This window comes from Rhodococcus aetherivorans, assembly GCF_011058165.1.
GTDB lineage: Bacteria > Actinomycetota > Actinomycetes > Mycobacteriales > Mycobacteriaceae > Rhodococcus > Rhodococcus aetherivorans.
In genome coordinates this window covers 1-18,837 of sequence record NZ_JAALEG010000046.1, presented here as the reverse complement: position 1 = coordinate 18,837, position 18,837 = coordinate 1, and the positions used below count along the sequence as shown (strand labels likewise).

General features: G+C 67.2%; 8 protein-coding genes and 1 pseudogene. 5 read left to right on the top strand and 4 right to left on the bottom strand.

Going from position 1 to position 18,837, the window contains the following annotated elements; genetic code table 11:
- Nucleotides 1–82: 82 nt before the first annotated feature.
- The 4 genes and pseudogenes from G6039_RS17975 to G6039_RS17960 form a co-directional block, all read right to left on the bottom strand.
- Nucleotides 83–9,286 (bottom strand): annotated as a pseudogene (locus G6039_RS17975) (amino acid adenylation domain-containing protein); the annotation flags it as partial.
- A 101-nt stretch (nucleotides 9,287–9,387) separates the two neighbouring features.
- Nucleotides 9,388–10,431, bottom strand: a complete 1,044-nt coding sequence (locus G6039_RS17970; protein WP_029545598.1) for an alpha/beta hydrolase — start codon at nucleotides 10,429–10,431, stop codon at nucleotides 9,388–9,390.
- A 136-nt stretch (nucleotides 10,432–10,567) separates the two neighbouring features.
- Complete coding sequence (locus G6039_RS17965; protein ID WP_043798848.1) at nucleotides 10,568–11,722, bottom strand: alkane 1-monooxygenase; 1,155 nt, start codon at nucleotides 11,720–11,722, stop codon at nucleotides 10,568–10,570.
- Between the two features lie 195 nt (nucleotides 11,723–11,917).
- Nucleotides 11,918–12,121 carry a cold-shock protein gene (locus G6039_RS17960; protein ID WP_003938894.1) on the bottom strand — a complete coding sequence of 68 codons (204 nt, stop codon included), beginning with the start codon at nucleotides 12,119–12,121 and terminating at the stop codon, nucleotides 11,918–11,920.
- 146 nt (nucleotides 12,122–12,267) lie between these two features.
- On the opposite strand from G6039_RS17960, the gene G6039_RS17955 reads away from it, so the two are divergent.
- From G6039_RS17955 to G6039_RS17935, 5 genes are all read left to right on the top strand, one after another.
- Complete coding sequence (locus G6039_RS17955) at nucleotides 12,268–13,533, top strand: pyridoxal phosphate-dependent aminotransferase (RefSeq protein ID WP_029545602.1); 1,266 nt, start codon at nucleotides 12,268–12,270, stop codon at nucleotides 13,531–13,533.
- 317 nt (nucleotides 13,534–13,850) lie between these two features.
- Complete coding sequence (locus G6039_RS17950; protein WP_206531144.1) at nucleotides 13,851–15,191, top strand: YibE/F family protein; 1,341 nt, start codon at nucleotides 13,851–13,853, stop codon at nucleotides 15,189–15,191.
- 115 nt (nucleotides 15,192–15,306) lie between these two features.
- Nucleotides 15,307–16,569 (top strand): PP2C family protein-serine/threonine phosphatase, encoded by a 1,263-nt coding sequence (locus G6039_RS17945; RefSeq protein WP_174824771.1) that lies wholly within the window; start codon nucleotides 15,307–15,309, stop codon nucleotides 16,567–16,569.
- Complete coding sequence (locus tag G6039_RS17940) at nucleotides 16,566–18,233, top strand: sensor histidine kinase (protein ID WP_235194047.1); 1,668 nt, start codon at nucleotides 16,566–16,568, stop codon at nucleotides 18,231–18,233. The genes G6039_RS17945 and G6039_RS17940 overlap by 4 nt, the downstream gene beginning before the upstream one ends.
- Nucleotides 18,230–18,673: a response regulator gene (locus G6039_RS17935; protein WP_006934327.1), complete on the top strand. Its 444-nt coding sequence runs from the start codon at nucleotides 18,230–18,232 to the stop codon at nucleotides 18,671–18,673. Before G6039_RS17940 ends, G6039_RS17935 begins: the two co-directional genes overlap by 4 nt.
- The last annotated feature ends 164 nt before the right edge of the window (nucleotides 18,674–18,837 follow it).

Sequence of the window (18,837 nt, the reverse complement as noted above, 5' to 3'; positions counted from 1 at the left end):
TCGGGTATCGCACGGCATCCGCCAGCAGTTCGGGCAGCGTGCGTACCGGCGCGTCACCGGGCTCGCACAGGACCTGCGACCGTTCGGCGGGATCGATGATCTCCAGAGCACCGACTGCCGTGGACGGTTCGGTTACGGCTTCCCGCAGGAGCCGCACGAAGCGCCGGGTGAACGTCTCGGCGGTGGAGTGTTCGAAGAGATCCCGGGCGTAGGTCAGCGTCGCCCGGGCGCCGGTCCGGGCTCCGTCTTCGTCGTACGACTCCGACACCACCAGTTGCAGATCGAACTTCGCAATGTGGAATTCGACGGGCAGTTCGGCGATGCGCAGCCCCGGAAGTTCGACACTGCGGTCTCGCTCGTCCTCGAGTGCCAGGATGGTCTGGAACAATGGGTGGTGGGATGTGGACCGTCCGGGATTGACGACTTCGACGATCCGTTCGAAGGGCACGTCCGCGTGGGCGTAGGCGGACAGTGCGGTGGCGCGCACTCGCTCGAGCAGGTCGACGAACGACTGCCCCGGATCCACGAGAGCACGCAGCACTACGGTGTTGACGAACATGCCGACGACCTCGTCGAGCACCTGCTCCCCGCGACCGGCGACAGGGGAGCCGACGACGATGTCGTGTGTGCCGCTGAGCCGTGCGAGCAGCACCACGAGTGCGGTGTGCAGCACCATCAACGGTGTCGCGTTCGTCGCTCGCGCCAGAGCCGAGATCGAACCGTGCAATTCGCGGTCCATCCCGAACTCGACGGTCCCGCCACGGTAGCTGGGCACGAGTGGTCGACGATGATCGGTGGGAATCTCGAGGACCTCGGGCGTCCCCGTCAGTTCGGCTTTCCAATAGGCGATCTGGCGAGCAGCGATCGACTCGGGATCGTCCTCGTCGCCGAGGACAGAGCGCTTCCACAGTGCGTAGTCCGAGTACTGGACCGGCAGTGCATGCCACGAGGGTGCCTCACCGCAGATGCGCGCCGAGTAGGCGTGTACGAGATCGCGGGCGAGCACCTGGATAGACCAGCCGTCGATGCTGATGTGGTGCACCACCATCACGAGTACGTACTCGTCGCGGTCCGCGCACCGCATCAGATCGAGCAGGATCGGTATCTGCTCGGTGACGTCGAAGCCGTGCGCCACCGCGGACTGTACCCGTTGTTGCAGTTCGGCTTCCGGAACGGATTCCGGCGCCGTGACGAGGACGTCGTGGCCCGCGATCACCTCGGCGGTCGGAAGAATGACCTGGTAGGGACCGTCGGGTGACTCGGGATAGACCGTGCGCAGCGACTCATGCCGGTCGACGATATCCACCACGGCAGACCGTAGCGCGTCGACGTTCAGGGCTCCGGACAACCGGAGGGCGGCCGCAACGTTGTACGCGCCGGTCGTCGGGTCGAACCGGTTGAGAAACCACATCCTCGATTGCGCGGGAGACAAAGGAATTCGCTCGGGACGTTCCACAGCCTGCAGGACCGGGCGGCTGTCCACATCTGCCTGCGCCAGCTCCACGACCCCGGCGAGTAAGCCCACGTCAGAGGCGTCGTACAGCTCCCGCACACCCACGTCGGTACCGAATTCGGCATTGATCCGGGCGATCACCCGGGTGGCGACCAACGAGTTCCCACCGAGGTCGAAGAACTTGTCGGCGAGCCCGATGCGCTCAGCACCGAGCACCTCGGTCAGGATATCGACGAGCCTGTGCTCGACAGGGGTACGCGGCGGTACATATTCCGCTGTGCCCGCGAACTGCGGAACCGGCAAAGCTCTGCGGTTCATCTTTCCGGACGCGGTCGTCGGCAGCTCCGGAAGGATCACCAGCGCCGACGGCACCATATAGTGCGGCAGTTCCGCCGCGACGGCGGCGAGGACGGCCTGCTCGTCGATGACGGTCCCGATCGCAGGCACCACGTACCCGGCAAGGTACTCCCCAGTGGACCCTTCGTTCCGGACCAGTACCGCCGCCTGCGCGACGTCCTCGTGACGCTGCAGGGCAGCCTCGATCTCACCCAACTCGATCCGAAGACCCCGGAGCTTCACCTGGGAATCCGTCCGGCCGAGGAACTCGAGTTCGCCGTCGTTGTTCCACCGCACCAGGTCACCGGTGCGATACAAGCGCGAACCCACAGGACCGAATGGGTTGGCTACGAACCGTTCGCCGGTCAGGTCCGGCCGGCCGTGATAACCACGCGCGAGCTGCGCGCCCGCGAGATACAACTCGCCGGCGATCCCGACGGGCACCGGACGCAACCGGCCGTCCAGAACGAACGTACGGGTGTTCCGAACCGGGCTGCCGATCGGCACGACACCCGAAACCTGGGCGGAGCAGCGATACACCGTCGCGGTGACAGTCGTCTCGGTCGGTCCGTACGTGTTGTCGAGGACCGCACCGGTCCGCTCGGCGAGGTGCGTCGCCAGCCCTGCCGGCAGTGCCTCACCGCCCACCGACACGAACCGCAGCGACGCCGGTAGATGCAGCGAGGCATCGCGGAGGAGCTCCGCGAGCATCGACGGCACGAACTCCAAAATGGTGACGCGCCACCGTTCCACCATCCGCATCAGATACCAGGGATCACGATGGCCTCCGGGTGCTGCCACCACCAATCGGGATCCGACCTGCAGTGGATAGAACAACTCCCATACCGAGGCATCGAACGTGATCGGCGTCTTCTGCAGAACGGTGTCGTGCTCGTCGAGACCGTACCGATCACGCATCCACTCCAGTTGGTTCACCACGGACCGATGGCTCACCGTCACACCCTTCGGTCGACCTGTAGAACCGGACGTGAAGAGGACGTACGCCGTATTCTCCGGCCGCAGCGGCGCCTGCCGCTCGTCGTCGCTCACCCGTGACGACGCGAATCCCGACACGTCCAAGTGGTCGAGTTCCACTGCCGCCGCCGACCTCGGCAACGCGGCGCGGTCGGTCGACGTACTCAACACCAGAACGGGTTTCGCGGAGTCGAGCACATAGCCCGTACGCTCGGTCGGATGCTCCGGATCGAGTGGCAGGTACGCGGCGCCGGATTCGAGGATCGCGTAGAGGCCGACCAACATCTCGATCGATCGACTCGTCCCCAACGCCCCCACCTCCTCCGGGCCGGCGCCGCGTGAGATCAGATATCGCGCCAATCGGTTGACGCGGCAGGCGAATTCCCGGTACGACAACGATTCGTCCTCGTACACCACCGCTACCGCATCCGGCGTCCGTGCCACTTGCGCGGCGAAACCCTCGAGCACGCCCGCGTTGCCGAGCGGCTCGGCTGTGTCGTTCCATCCCTCGAGTACCAATCGACGTTCCCCGGGCGTCAACAAGTCGACGCTGCCGACCGGAGCGTCGGAGTTACCGGCGATGGCGTCGAGGATCCGGACGAGGCGCTCGGCGAGGGCGATGACCGCTTCCTGGTCGATGACATCGGCCCGGTAGCCGATACGTGAACGCAACTGCGGCTCTTGGAACGAGGTCAGAGTGATCGGATAGTGCGTTGCGTCCCAGCCGTCGAGAGCGGTCACCCGCATCCCACCGATATCGGTGTTCTCGTCGAACCCCGACTTGTCGATCGGGTAGGACTCGAACACCGTAAGCGTGTCGAACAGGCTTCCCAGCCCCGTCGGAGTCTGGATGTCGCTCAGCCCGAGGTAGTGGTGATCGAGCAACGCAGCCTGCTCGACCTGCAAACGAGCGAGGAATTCGCGCAGCGTCTCCTCTGAATCGACCCGCACCCGCACTGGAACCGTATTGATGAACAGGCCCAGCATGTTCTCGACGTCGGGTAGCTGAGGAGGACGACCGGAAACGGTGGCGCCGAAGACGACGTCGTCGCTGCCGAGTACCCGCGACACCAACAGACCCCACGCCGCCTGCACGACAGTGTTCATCGTTATGCCGCAGTCCCGAACGACTGTACCGAGCGCCTCGACCAGCGCCGGGGACAGCGGGACGTCGATCTCTGCGGGCACCTCGCTCTGCGTCCTGGAGGCATGAGGAGCCAGCAACGACGGTTCATCGAGTCCGTCCAAGGAACGCGTCCACGCACGCACCGACTCTTCTCGGTCGTGGCTGGCCAACCATTCCAGGTACGTCCGATACAGGGGCGCCGGCGGGCCCGCCTGGCCGTTGTCGGTGGCATAGCGAATCAGCAACTCGCGCACCAGCAACGGCATCGACCAGCCGTCCAGAACGATGTGGTGGTTCGTCACGGCGAGCACGTACCGTCGGGGGGCGGTGCGGATCAGCAGCAGTCGCACCAGCGGTGGGCGAGTCAGATCGAAGGCAGCGACGCGTTCCTCGAAGAGCAGGCGCCCCACCTCGGTGTCGGCGGTGGGACCGTGCGTATCGAGATCGACCTGCCGGCAAGGAACCTCCGCTGTGTCGAGGACCAACTGAACGGGCGTGCCGGAATCGGTGTAGACGAAGGCAGTCCGCAGGTTCGGATGTTGGGCGATCACACCGTTCGCCGCGGCGCACAGCCGCGCAGGGTCTACCTCACCTTCGAGGTCGAACCGAAGCTGCGCGGTGTACACGTCGACCGATTCGGCGGCGAGGGTGGAATGGAACAACAGTCCGGCCTGCAGCGGCGCCAGCGGCCACACGTCCCGCAGGTCGGGATGACGGTGCTCCCACCGCTCGATTTCGTTCTGGCCGAGCGACACGAGCGGAAGATCGGACGGTGTCAATCCACCGGCGCCCGGCCGGTGCACATGGGCAGCGAGTCCCTCCAGCGCGCGACGCCACAGGTCTGCGAACGCGGATACCTCGCCGTCGCGCAACACTTCGGGCGGGTAATCGAACGAGGCGGTCAGGTACGGTCCGTCGGCGCCGTCTACGACCATCGCGTTGATGTCGACAACGGATGCCAGCGCCAAGTCGGAGGCACGATTGGGCGCGAGCTCCATTGTGTACGGGTCAGGCAGCCAGCCGACGGCTCGCAGGTCGTCGGGAAGGTGCGCAGCAGTAAGCCTGCCCAGGTAGTTGAACCCGATCTGCGGAACGGGATTCGCCGCGAGCAGTTGAGCCGTTTCGCCGTCGAGGTAACGCAGCACCCCGAAACCGGCACCGTGGGCCGGAACGGCGGCGAGCTGCTCCTTGACCGCCTTCACCACGGCGCCGGCGGCGCGGTCGCCGTCGAGCGCGTCGGAAACACTCACGTCGGGAACTTCCAGACGGACGGGGTAGGCGCTGGTGAACCAACCCACGGTACGCGCGAGGTCGGCTCCGGGAACTGCAGCGTCCTCATCACGACCGTGACCCTCGACAGTGAGTAGTGCACAGCGCTCTTCGACGCCGCGATCGCGGCGCCACTGCACCAGTGCAAGAGCCAAGGCGGCGAGCAGTCCGTCCTGGACGCCGCAACCGAACGCCTCGGGCAGCCGGTTCAGCACCGTCTCGGTGACAGAGGGAGTGATGTGGACCGTGATTCGCCCCGCAGACCGCATGGTGTCATTCAGAGGGTCGAGTGCACGGGTACCGAGCAAGGGGTCCGGCCAGTCGAGGACACTGCGCCAGTAGTCGAGTTCTTTGCGGTGGACTCCGGAGCGGGCGGCCTCCTGCACGCCGTGCGCCCATCGGCGCATCGACGTGCCGACTTCGGGCAGCATCGGGGTGCCGCCCGCGGTGACCTGTATCCAGGCAGATGCGAAGTCCGGTAACAAGATCCGCCAGGACACGCCGTCGACTACCAGATGGTGCGCGACGAGGAGCAGTCGGCCCGGGACTTCGGGATCCTCGGGTCGGAACCACACCAGTTGCAGCATGATTCCGGATGCCGGGTCCAGCCGTCGAGCTGCAGAGTCGCATTCCTCGGCGACGATGCGAGCGAACCGAGCACTGTCGAGAGCGCCAGCGAAGGGGACTCGAGTTATCAGGTCCGACGGTTCCCATGCTGTATCGGTGGTTTCGAACACTGCACCCGCACCGTCACGCCGGAACCACGAGCGCAGGATGTCGTGTCGGTCGAGTACCGCGGCGACGGTGTCCCCGAGTGAGTGCTCGGTGATTCCGGTTGGCAGCGTGAGCAACACTGCCTGCACGAAGGAGGAGTAGTCACCTCGATCGAGCATCGAGTGGATGATGGGGGTGAGCGGGATCGGTCCGACACCCTCACCATCGAGTTCCTCCAACACGGGCGCACTTCCGGCGACGACCGGCTCGGCAGCCGCCGCGATCGCTGCGACAGTCTTGTGCTCGAATATCTGCCGTGCCGTGACCTGGAATCCGAGTTCCTTTAGGCGGGCGGCTATCTGCATCGCGACGATGCTGTCACCGCCGAGCGCGAAGAGGGATTCGTCGACCCCGACGCGTTCGTGGCCGAGCAGATCTCGGATCACGGTGGTCAGCGCCAGTTCGGCCTCCGTTGTCGGGGACCGGTATTCAGCGGCAGATGCGAATGTCGGCGGCGGCAATGCCGCCTTGTCGAGCTTTCCTGCAGGCGTGAGCGGAATCCGGTCCAGTGCCATGGCCGTCGCCGGTATCATGTGCGCGGGCAGGCGTCGTCCGATGCCGTCCAACAACGCCGCGGCGTCGAACTGTACATCGGGTTCCATCTGTACATACGAAACGGGGATCTTTGTCCCGGCCTCGGTTTCGTGGACGACGGTGGTGGCGAACGCAACTCCGTCCTGAGCGGAGAGTGCGGCGTCGATCTCGCCGAGTTCGATTCGGAATCCGCGGATCTTGACCTGGAAGTCGGCGCGCCCTACGTAGTCGAGGCGGTACCCCTCGCAGTCGGCGAGCCAGCGCACCTCGTCACCGGTGCGGTACATGCGGTCGCCGGGTGCCCCGTACGGAGAGGCGACGAACCGGCTCGCGGTCAGGGCCCGGCGCTCGTGATACCCACGCGCGATTCCGGGTCCAGCGACGTACAGTTCCCCCACCGCACCGACCGGCACAGGCTGTAGGCGCGCATTGAGTACGAACGCGCTGACACCCCGGATGGGGCCACCGATGCCGATGGTTGCACCGACACGGAGGGGCCCCTCCATCGTCACCGAGACCGTCGACTCGGTCGGACCGTACGCGTTGAACATGCGTCTGCCGACTGCCCATCGCGCCACCAGCTCCGGCGGGCACACGTCGCCCCCGACGACGACGGTCTCGAGTGCGTCGAGTTCGAAGGCGGCGACCGTTGCGAGCGCAGCAGGTGTGACGAATGCATGCGTGATCTGCTCCTCCCGGAGCAGCGCCGCCAGTTCGGCACCGCCGGCCAGCTCGGCCGGTGCAATCACCATCGTTGCTGCCGCACCGAAGGCGAACAGGTAGTCGAGCACAGAGGCGTCGAAGCTCGGCGACGAGAAGTGCAGCACGCGAGACAACTTCGTCGTCGCAAATCTGTCCCTCATCTCGTCTGCCAAGGCCCGTAGGCCGTGGTTTGATACAACGACACCCTTCGGCAGACCCGTCGAACCGGACGTATAGATCAGGTAAGCAGGGTGGCCGAGCCGTACCGGACGGAGCAGCTCACCGTCGCCGATCTCCTCTTCCGGCAAGTCGGCTAGATGCGTTCGGACCGAGTCGTCGTCGAGCACAACCCATTGCGGCCCGGGTGGTAGCATATCGACCCATCGACGACTCGTGATCCCGAGCCGTGCGCCCGAATCGGAGATCATCATTTCGATGCGCGCAAACGGCAGCCTCGGGTCGATCGGTACGAATGCCGCCCCGGTCTTGGCCACCGCCCACACGGCGACGACGGCGTCGACAGAGCGGTCCAACGCGAGTGCAACGAAGTTCTCCGGCCCCGCACCCTGTCGAATAAGCTGTCGCGCAAGCTGGTTCGACCGGACGTCGAGTTGCCGATAGTCGAGTTGCACCCCTGGTGCACGGACTGCTGTCCCTGTCGGATTGCGACGGAGGGCGTCGGTGAACAGGTCGGTGAGCAGGCGCGGCGGCTGGGCTTCGGGACCGCGAGCCGGTACGAGATCGCGGCGCTCGTCCCGGTGCAGGATCTCCAGGTCGCCGACAGCGTCTTCTCCGAATGCGGCGAACTCGTGGAGGAACTCGAGGAAGCGTGCGTGATGACCACGCAGCTCGGCCTCGGTGTACAGGTTGGGGTTGGCTTCGAAGTCGACGCGCGCCGGCCGATTCGCCTCCGTTGGGTAGATGTTGACCGCGAGGTCCTCCACGGGTCCGGTGGTCAGCACGTGGAATCGGCCGGTCGCGCTCCCCATCCGAACGTCCGTGTGGAACATCATGATGTTGATCGCGGGTCCGAACATACCGCGCCGGCCGCTGCCCGCGCCGGAATCGCGTCTCATATCCTCGTGCCGGTACCGCTGGTGGCGCAGTGCGCCTGCGAGTGCGACTTGCACCTGTCGGACGAGATCGGTGGGCGTGACAGAATCGGACACGTCGAGGCGGAGCGGCACGACATTCGACACCATACCGCCCGATCGCCGTAGCTTCGCCGTAACTCGTGCAGTGACCGGCAGGCTGAGCACGACGTCCGCCTCCCCGGTCAACCGCGACAGGTAGGCGGAGAACGCCGCGACCACAACCGCGGCAAACGTTACCCCGGAGTCGGGTTCGACGACGCGGTCGAGCGCGGTGGATACCCGATCGGGTATTGGTGTACCGACCACCACCGAATGCGGCCCGATGTCGGCAGCGCGACCGGCGAGGCTGATCGATGGTGGCAGACCTCGGCAATGCTCGGCCCAGTATGTGCGATCGGTTTCGAACCTGCTGGACGTGCGATACCGCGCCTCGTCCTCGACGATCGCGGGCAGGGCACTGACGGTGACCGCCCCGGGCTCGCGGCCCTCGACGGCGGCCGTGTACCGCTCGGCAAGGCGGCTCGTGAAGGTCATTGCTCCGAACCCGTCGAGCGCGATGTGGTGAATTCGGGAGTACAGGAACCACCGGTCGTCGGCGATGCGCAGTGTCACCGTCTCGATGAGCCGGTCGTGCAGCATGTCGACGGGGGTGGAGTACTCACGGCGCATCCATGCGTGGGCGGCGCCCTCGGGATCCGCCTCGTTCCTCAGGTCTAGGTGGGTGATCCGGTCAGTCAGGGTCTCGTCGACGAGTTGGAACGGTTCACCGTCCCGTTCGACGATCCGCAGCATGCCTGTGCCGATTTCGCGTGCACTCGCCGCGCCGGCGGCTGTCAGCGCAGACAAGTCCAAGTCGCCACGGAGATCGACGTACTGGGCGATCGCGATGGGCACGTCGCCGAGCAGATGCTGGGCGAACCAGATGCCGCGCTGTGCCGATGAGAGGGGGAAGGTCTTCGTCGATCCCTCAGTTCCGCCGGCACAAACTGCCTTCGGACCACCCCGATCGTGCCCAGAATGCATTTGTTTAGCCCCTCCCTGGATCCCCACCCAACGAAAGGCTAACCGACCGCCGTCCCCCGGAGGGGACGAGGAGAGAAGGAAGTGCTGCTGCTGGACCTGTGCTAAGGCGCCAATCCCAGCGACGCGGCCAGCTGCGGCCACGACGCATGCAGCTCGTCCTGCAGGTAACCCCAGGAATGGGTTCCGACACCCCGGAAGGTGATAGTCGCGGGAATGTCGAGTTCGTCGAGCCGGTCCGCCAGGTGGCGGGTGCAGACGTTGGTCGCGACCTCGATGATGCCGCCGACCAGGGTCTGATCCATGAGCTCCGAGGTCTGCGCCGCTTCTGCCAGTGCAGTCTCGTACGGTCCTGGGCGGCCGCTGCCGGTCGAGATGTACAGCGACAGACCCCGCAGCTTCTCGGCATGAAGGTACGGATCGTTTGCCCTCCAGCCCGGTCCGTCGTACGGCCCCCACATGTTGGTGGGGTCGCCGCCACCGCGGAGCTCGACTACGGTGCGGACAAAGGCCTGTCCGAGCGGGTCACTGGTCTGGGCACAGCCGCTGTACGCGGCCACCCCCTTGTACAGGTCCGGTGCCTGGATGGCGAGATTCAGGACGGATGTGGCCGACATCGACATTCCGGAGATGGCGTTGACGCCGTTGGTGCCGAGAGCAGCGTCGATCACCGGCGGGAGTTCCCGGGTCAGGAAGGTCGCCCATTTGTGGCGTCCCATCCTCGGATCGTCCTCGATCCAGTCGGTGTAGTAGCTGGACTCACCGTCGAGAGGAACCACCACATTGACGTTCTTGTCGGCGAAGAACTCGAGGGCATCGGTCTGATTCAGCCAGTTCGAACCGTCCTTACCACCGCCCGACCCGTTGAGCATGTACAGCGTCGGACGGGGGACCGAGGTATCGGCGGGACGAATGATCAGCAGCGGGATCGCTCGGTTCATCGAGGGGGAATACACCCGAAAATTCCAGAGATTGCCGTTGATGTGCTCGAGCGATTCGACGACTGCGGGGACCCCGGCACGTACGGGAGCGGCCGTGGCCTGAGTAGGAGCGATGAACACCGACGCGAAGCACAGGGCCGCGGCGGCCAGCACGCTCGTGCGCCGACCGGTGTACCTCCGGCCGAACCGGGCGCGATGCCATTCCATCCGTAGACACCCCTGATCGCGTCATTGCACATCGAGTTGCCTCGTGTGTGCTACCCACTGAATCCTCGAGCCGCGGACTCGCGACTGCGAACGATAGCGTACAGGTCGCGTCCAACAGTTCTCCGGCGGATTTTGCTCACATGTCGCGCCGAGTGACAAGCGATTCCCACAGGCGCGGGTCGACGTTCACTCTCGACAAATCACCGTCGTAGTGGTCGAGCAGTCGCGGGTCCATCACCTTGCGCCACAACGGCGGAACGAACGACAGCAGGATCATGACGGCGTAGCCGGCGGGCAGCTGCGGCGCCTCCTCCATCGTGCGCAGCGTCTGGTAGCGCCGCAGCGGATTCGCGTGGTGGTCGCTGTGCCGCTGCAGGTGGTAGAGGAACAGGTTGCTGCAGCTGTGGTCGCTGTTCCAGCTGTGCCGCGGCGCGACGCGCTCGTACGTGCCGTTCGGATGCGTGCCGCGCAGCAGACCGTAGTGCTCGAGGTAGTTCGCGGCCTCGAGGAACATCACGGCCAGCACGGCCTGCACCACCAGCCAGGGCGCGACGGACCATCCGAAGACCGCGATCAGCCCGGCGTACAACACGACGGTCAGTGCCCAGGCGTTCAGGACGTTGTTGCGCGGGCTCCACCAGGGCAGCCCGCGACGGGCCAGGCGCTCGCGCTCGTACCGCCAGCCCGACCGGAGGCCGCCGAACACCGAGCGCGGCAGGAACTCCCAGTACGTCTCGCCGAACCGCGCCGTCGCGGCGTCCTCCGGGGTGGCGACGCGCAGATGGTGACCATGGTTGTGTTCGACGAAGAAGTGCCCGTAGCCCGACTGGGCGAGGGCGATCTTGGCGAGCCGGCGTTCGAGGTCGGTGCGTTTGTGCCCGAGTTCGTGCGCGGCGTTGATGCCGACGCCGCCGACCACGCCGACGGTGGCGGCCATCGCGAACCGCTCGGGCCAGCCCATCGGCGCGACGGTCCACACCCAGCAGGCGAAGACGAGCCCCGCGTACTGCAGCGGCAGGTACAGGTAGGTGCACCAGCGGTAGTACCGGTCCTCCTCGAGCTCGCGCACGACCTCTTCCGGCGGGTTGGCCTTGTCGACGCCGGTGAATCGGTCGACGAGCGGGACGATCACCGCGATCAGCAGCGCACCGAACGCCCAGAAGACACCGAGGTGCAGGTACTCGACGAACAGCCACGCGACGAACGGGCTCAGCGGGACGGCGAGCCCGCACAGCCACAGGTACCGTTTCCGGTCCTTCCAGCGCGCCCCCGCGCTCCCGTCCCCCACCATGTACACCAACCCCCTGGTTGTCTCGCCCGTCCCCCGAACATCACGGTTCTTACATCCCATATGTCCGCAACGCGCCGGGATGTTACCGAATAGTAGGACAAACGAGACGAACCCCCACGAAGTTGTGACCGGTCCGAATACAGCGACGGCGCCGCACCGTAGGTGCAGCGCCGTCGAACCGTCGGGACGACCCGCTCAGATGGGACGGACTCCCTGGGCCTGCGGGCCCTTCTGTCCCTGCCCGATCTCGAACTCGACCCGGGCACCTTCGTCCAGCGACTTGAAGCCGGAGCCCTGAATCTCCGAGTAGTGGACGAACACGTCGGGTCCACCGCCGTCCTGCTCGATGAAGCCGAAACCCTTTTCGGCGTTGAACCACTTCACAGTTCCCTGTGCCATACCGTGCGACTCCTCAATCCACCCGCGCGTCACCCCGACGCAACGGTCACAAGTGGTCATGATTGCACTTTTCGGGCCGATCGTCGCGGTGGACGCGGCGATGCAGGCGAAATCCGGCTGAAACCCGGTTGCGGCCGGGTGGCACCATGGACGCCGTGAGTACAGGAGAACAGGGCCACCTTCATCACCGCATCACCCGCAAGCTCGAGCAGTCCGCGAAGCTGCAGAACGTGCTGTACGAGATCCGGGGGCCGGTGCACGCGCATGCCGCGCGGCTCGAGGCGGAGGGGCACCGCATCCTGAAGCTCAACATCGGCAACCCGGCGCCGTTCGGGTTCGAGGCACCCGAGACGATCGTGCAGGACATGATCGCGGCGCTGCCCAACGCCCAGGGCTACTCCGAGTCGAAGGGAATCGCGTCGGCGCGCCGGGCCATCGTCACCCGTTACGAGCTCGTGCCGGGCTTCCCGAAGCTCGACATCAACGACGTCTACCTCGGCAACGGCGTCTCCGAGCTGATCACGATGACGATGCAGGCCCTGCTCGACGACGGCGACGAGGTGCTGATCCCGGCGCCGGACTACCCGCTGTGGACGGCGATGACGTCCCTGGCCGGCGGTACGCCGGTGCACTACCTGTGCGACGAGTCCAACGACTGGAATCCCGACATCGAGGACATCGAGTCGAAGATCACGGAGAAGACCAAGGCCCTGCTGGTCATCAACCCGAACAACCCGACGGGTGCCGTGTACTCGCTCGAGGTGCTCGAGCAGCTGGTGCAGCTGGCCCGGAAGTACCAGCTGCTGCTGCTCGCCGACGAGATCTACGACAAGATCCTCTACGACGACGCCAAGCACATCTCCCTGGCCACCCTCGCGCCCGACCTGCTGTGCCTGACCTACAACGGCCTGTCGAAGGCCTACCGGGTCGCCGGGTACCGGTCGGGCTGGATGACGATCACCGGCCCGAAGGACCACGCCGGCGGGTTCCTCGAGGGCATCGACCTGCTCGCCTCGACCCGTCTGTGCCCCAACGTGCCGGCCCAGCACGCGATCCAGGTGGCGCTCGGCGGGCATCAGAGCATCGAGGACCTGATCCTGCCCGGTGGCCGGCTGCTCGAGCAGCGCGACGTCGCGTGGGAACGCCTGAACTCGATTCCCGGCGTCAGCTGCGTCAAGCCGCGCGGCGCCCTGTACGCCTTCCCGCGCCTCGACCCGGAGGTGTACGAGATCCACGACGACGAGAAGCTGGTCCAGGACCTGCTGCTGCAGGAGAAGATCCTGATGGTGCAGGGCACCGGCTTCAACTGGCCGGATCCGGACCATCTGCGGATCGTGACGCTGCCGTGGGCCCGCGACCTGGCGGTGGCCATCGAACGCTTCGGCAACTTCCTGTCCAGCTACAAGCAGTGACCGCGGTGACCTCCTCGCGACACGCCCGGGATGCACGACACGCCGACCGTTGTCGAAAGTATATGTTGCGACGAACGAACGGCGTCACCGCAGGCAGAGCCGTCGACTCCCCCCGAAAACGAGCGTGCGGCCCGACCCCGGTGAGGACCGACACACTGTAGGTACTACCCCGGGGGCCGACAGAGCCAGTACGTTTGTCTACGGCACCTCAGCGTGCTGGGCTCCCTGATCATCGCCATCCCCCCTGTGCGAGATCAGGTCGAAGGTGGCGGGGACACCCCCCCTGCTCCCCGCCACCACCAGCCCTTGTCCCCCGGATGCGGCCGGTCTTCCGCGATGCGACCTCGCCGCGATCTCGTCGTTACCCTGATGCGGTGACTCGCTCAGAGCCCCCCGGACACGGACACGGCCACGGCCACGGCCACTTCTCCGGGCCGATCCCGGTCGGACCCACCGCTGCGAAGGTCGTCGTCGGACTCCTCGTCGCGATCGGCGTCGCCGTGTTCGCCGGCGCCGTCGCGCTGTGGCCCAGCGGGCAGGCGGTCGACATTCCGGCCCCGTTCCAGACCACCGGCGGCGGAGCCGTCGTCACCGAGGCCGGCACCGTCGTCGAGCAGGACATCGGCCCGTGCGGGAGCAGTTCGGCCGGCCGCCCGTTCACCGGCGACCCCGTTCCCCCAGCGACCGACGCCTACCAGTGCCAGCGCAGCATCGTCACCATCGATTCGGGCCCCAACGAGGGCACCCGCACCCTGCTCGAGATCGGGCCCGGCCCGGGGCAGCCGGACCTGCGCGTCGGCGAGGAGATCCGGCTGGTGCGGCAGGTCGACCCGTCCGGCGCCACCCAGTACTCGTTCTACGACTACTCCCGCGGGCTCCCCCTCGCGCTGATCATCACGGCGTTCGCCGTGGTCATCGTGGCCGTGGCCCGGTGGCGTGGCCTGCGCGCCCTGATCGGCCTGCTGATCGCGTTCGGGGTGCTCGTGGTGTTCATGCTCCCCGCGCTGCTCGACGGCAAACCCGCCGTGCCCGTCGCGCTGGTCGGCGGCGCGATCATCCTCTACGCGGTGCTCTATCTCGCGCACGGGGTGAATCTGCGCACCAGCTCGGCCCTGCTGGGCACCCTTGCGTCGATGCTGCTCGCCGCCCTGCTCTCGTACCTCGCGATCTGGATGACACACCTGACCGGGCTGTCCGAGGAACAGAACACCGACGTGCAGCTGTACCTCGAGCAGGTCAGCATCACCGGCCTGCTCCTCGCCGGCTTCATCATCGGTTCGCTCGGCGTCCTCAACGACGTGACCATCACCCAGGCGGCGTCGGCGTTCGAGCTGGCGGCGCTCGATCCCACGGCCTCGCGCCGCAAGGTGTTCTCCTCCGCGATGCGGGTCGGCCGCGACCACATCGCCAGCACCGTCTACACCCTGGTGCTGGCGTACGCCGGTGGCGCCCTGCCCCTGCTGCTGCTGTTCAGCGTCGCCGGCCGGTCCATCTCGGACGTCCTCACCGGCGACGCCGTCGCCATCGAGGTGGTGCGGGCGTGTGTGGGCGGCATCGCGCTCGCTCTGTCCGTTCCGCTCACCACCGGCATCGCCGCGCTGCTGGCCCGGCCCGGCGCCCCCGAGCCCGTCGCACGCAAGGGCCGCCATGCCCGGTGACCGGTTCGTCGTCCGCGGGCGACGGCGGGCGGGCGAACGATAGGTATTCTTCCTCTGTTGTCGTCCGGAGTGAGGGATCCGGGATCACGGCACGCGAGATCGAAGGGCAGGGGCCATGTTCTCCGAGCAGCACGGGCCTGCCGGCGCACCACCAGGAAGTAGCAGCAAAGGTACATCGGTCGCTCTGGAGACCGACTGGGACCGGGAGGAGCCGTCGGTCCTCCTGATCGAGGACGACGCCGGCGACGCACTCATCGTCGAGGAACTGGTGGCGGACAGCGCGCAGGGCATGCGCCTGGAATGGGTCCAGACGATGGCCGCGGCCCGCGCGGAGCTGGCCGACGGACTGCCCGACTGCATCCTGCTGGACCTGCATCTGCCCGACGCGCAGGGCATGGACGCGCTGGCCCGGGTGCAGCAGTACGCCGCCGGCGTTCCGGTCGTGGTGCTCACCGGCCTCGCCGAGGAGCAGACGGGGCTGGCGGCGGTGACCGCCGGCGCGCAGGACTATCTCGTCAAGGGTCGGGTGGAGCCGGACATGTTCGGCCGGACCGTGCGCTACGCGATCCAGCGCAAGCAGGCCGAGCATGCCGCCGTCGCGCTGCAGGCCAGCCGGCTGCAGGCGCGGGAGAACGCCCGCCTCGAACGCGGCCTGCTGCCGTCGCCGATGCTGCGCGGCACGGGCGACGTGGACGTCGTGGCCCGCTACCGGCCCGGGCGCGAGCAGTCCCTGCTCGGCGGCGACTTCTACGACGTCGTGCAGACCGAGGACGGCACGGTGCACGTGCTCATCGGCGACGTCAGCGGGCACGGCCCCGACGAGGCCGCACTCGGGGTGAGCCTTCGGATCGCCTGGCGCACCCTCGTGGTCACCGGCGTCACCGGTGTCGCGCAGTTGCAGAAGCTCGAGCAGATCATGGTCGCCGAACGGGCGAACGAGCGGCACTTCGCCACCCTCACCAGCCTCGCCATGTCGCCGGACCGGCGCCGGGTGCGGGTGATGCGCGCCGGGCATCCGGGCCTGCTGCTGCACAGTTCCCAGGGGGTGGACTGGGTCGAGGCGCCCGGCGGACCCGCCCTCGGACTGCTGCCCGGCGTCTCGACGTGGCCCGTGCACGAGCTGGAACTGCCGGAAGGCGGCGGCATCATGATGTTCACCGACGGGCTGTTCGAAGGCCGGATCGGCGACGGCGGCGAACGCCTCGGCGAGGAGGGCCTGCTGCGGCTGGCCCGCGAGGAGGGCCACCTGGCGCCCGAAGCGTTCGTCGACACCCTGATCGACCGGGCCGAGGCGCTGGCGGAGAGTCACGGAGGACTCGCCGACGACGTGGCCGTGGTACACGTGCGCTGGAGCGAGAAGGTGACGAAGCAGTCATGAGAGACCCGTCGATGCCCGAACCCAAGGTCGAGCGGGTGCGCTCGCGGCTGACGGTCCAGAGCTGGTTCCAGGTCGCCTTCGCGGTCCTTGCCGTGTTCGTCGTTCTCGGCACCATCGTGGGCGGCTACTTCATCCAGCGCACGGTCCAGATCACGGACGAACTGGTCGACCAGATCCAGCCGGCCCGCGCCGAGGCGTACCGCCTGCAGGCGGCGCTGCTGGATCAGGAGACCGGCGCCCGCGGCTACGCCGCCACCGCCGACGTCGAATTCCTCGAGCCGTACCTGACGGGCAAGCGGATCGAGCAGGAGGCCGCGGACCGGATGCGGGAGTTCACCGCCGGCCATCCGGAACTGCTCGCCGCCGTCGACGAGATCGAGGCGGCGGCGGCGGCGTGGCGCGCCGACTACGCCGACCCGCTCGTCGCGGGCGTCGTCCCCGGCGTCCCCCAGCCCGTGGATCCCGCGAGCACCGAGCGGGGCCGGACCACGTTCGACGCCATGCGCACCCTCTTCGAGGCGCAGAACGCCGAACTCGTCCAGGCCCGCGCGGAGGGCTACGACGACCTCATCCACGCCCGGACGATCCGCAACTCCGTGCTCGTGGCGATGGTGGCGGGATTCCTGCTCACCGGCCTGCTCATGGTGATCCTCGTGCACAACCTCGTCGCCATGCCGCTGGTCAGCCTGCGCGCGGCGACGCGGCGCGTCGTCGCGGACGGCAACTTCGACCAGCACATCCGCCCCCAGGGCCCGAAGGACATCCGGGCCCTGGCCCAGGACGTCGAAGCCATGCGCGGGCGCATCGTGTTCGCGCTCGCGGCCGCCCACACCCAGCACCAGCGCCTCGCCAGCCAGAAGGCGGACCTCGACGCCCAGGCCGAGGAACTGCGCCGCTCCAACGCCGAACTCGAGCAGTTCGCCTACGTCGCTTCCCACGACCTGCAGGAGCCGCTGCGCAAGGTCGCCTCCTTCTGCCAGCTGCTCGAGAAGCGTTACGGCGACAAGCTCGACGAACGGGGCACCCAGTACATCGCGTTCGCCGTCGACGGCGCCAAGCGCATGCAGGTCCTCATCAACGACCTGCTGGCGTTCTCCCGCGTCGGCCGGGTCAACGACGCCCACGTGCGCGTCGATCTGGATCAGCCGCTGGACAAGGCAGTGGCCAACCTCGCCGCCGCCGTCGACGAGTCCGGGGCGCGCATCGAGCGGCCCGAGCAGCTCCCCGAGATCACGGGCGATCCGACCCTGCTGACGATGCTCTGGCAGAATCTGCTGGGCAACGCGATCAAGTTCCGCCACCCCGACCGCGCACCCGTCGTGCGGATCACGTGCGACCGGATCGACGGTGAGGACCACGGTGACCGGGCGGGCGCCGGCCGCTGGCAGCTGTGCGTCACGGACAACGGCATCGGCATCGACGAGGAGTTCGCCGAGAAGGTATTCGTCATCTTCCAGCGCCTCCACGGCCGCGACGTCTACACCGGCACCGGCATCGGCCTGGCGGTGTGCAAGAAGATCGTCGAGTACCACGGTGGCAGGATCTGGATCGACACCGAGCACACCGGCGGCACCCGGTTCTGCTTCACCCTGCCCGCCCTGCCCGACGAAGAACCCGAAGAGCACGCCCCGGCCGACACCGATCTCGAAGGAGCCCCCGCATGACCCCCGCAGAACCCATCGACGTCCTCCTGGTCGAGGACGACCCGGGCGACGAGCTGATGACCCGTGAGGCCTTCGAGGACAACAAGATCGGCAACGAGCTGCACGTCGTCCGCGACGGCGAGGAGGCGCTGGACTTCCTGTACCAGCGCGGCGAGCACGTCGGAGCGCCGCGTCCCGACCTGATCCTGCTCGACCTCAACCTGCCCAAGTACGACGGACGCCAGGTCCTCGAGAAGATCAAGTCCGACCCGGACCTGTCCGACATCCCGGTCGTGGTGCTGACCACCTCGGCCGCCGAGGAGGACATCCTGCGCAGCTACCGGCTGCACGCCAACGCGTACGTCACCAAGCCGGTGGACCTCGACCAGTTCATCGGGGCGGTCCGGCAGATCGACGAGTTCTTCGTCCAGGTGGTGCGGCTGCCCCGCCGCCGAAACTAGCGATGCCGGCGACTACGGTCGCCGACAACTACTGCCGCTAATCCGAAAATGAGGTGACCTGCGCACGGGTGCGAACACGTGCCAGCTCCCGGCGGAGCGGGCGTGTCGTGGTGCGGGTCAGGCGGCCGGTGTCAAGGTGACGGAGTACCCGAGGGCTTCGAGTT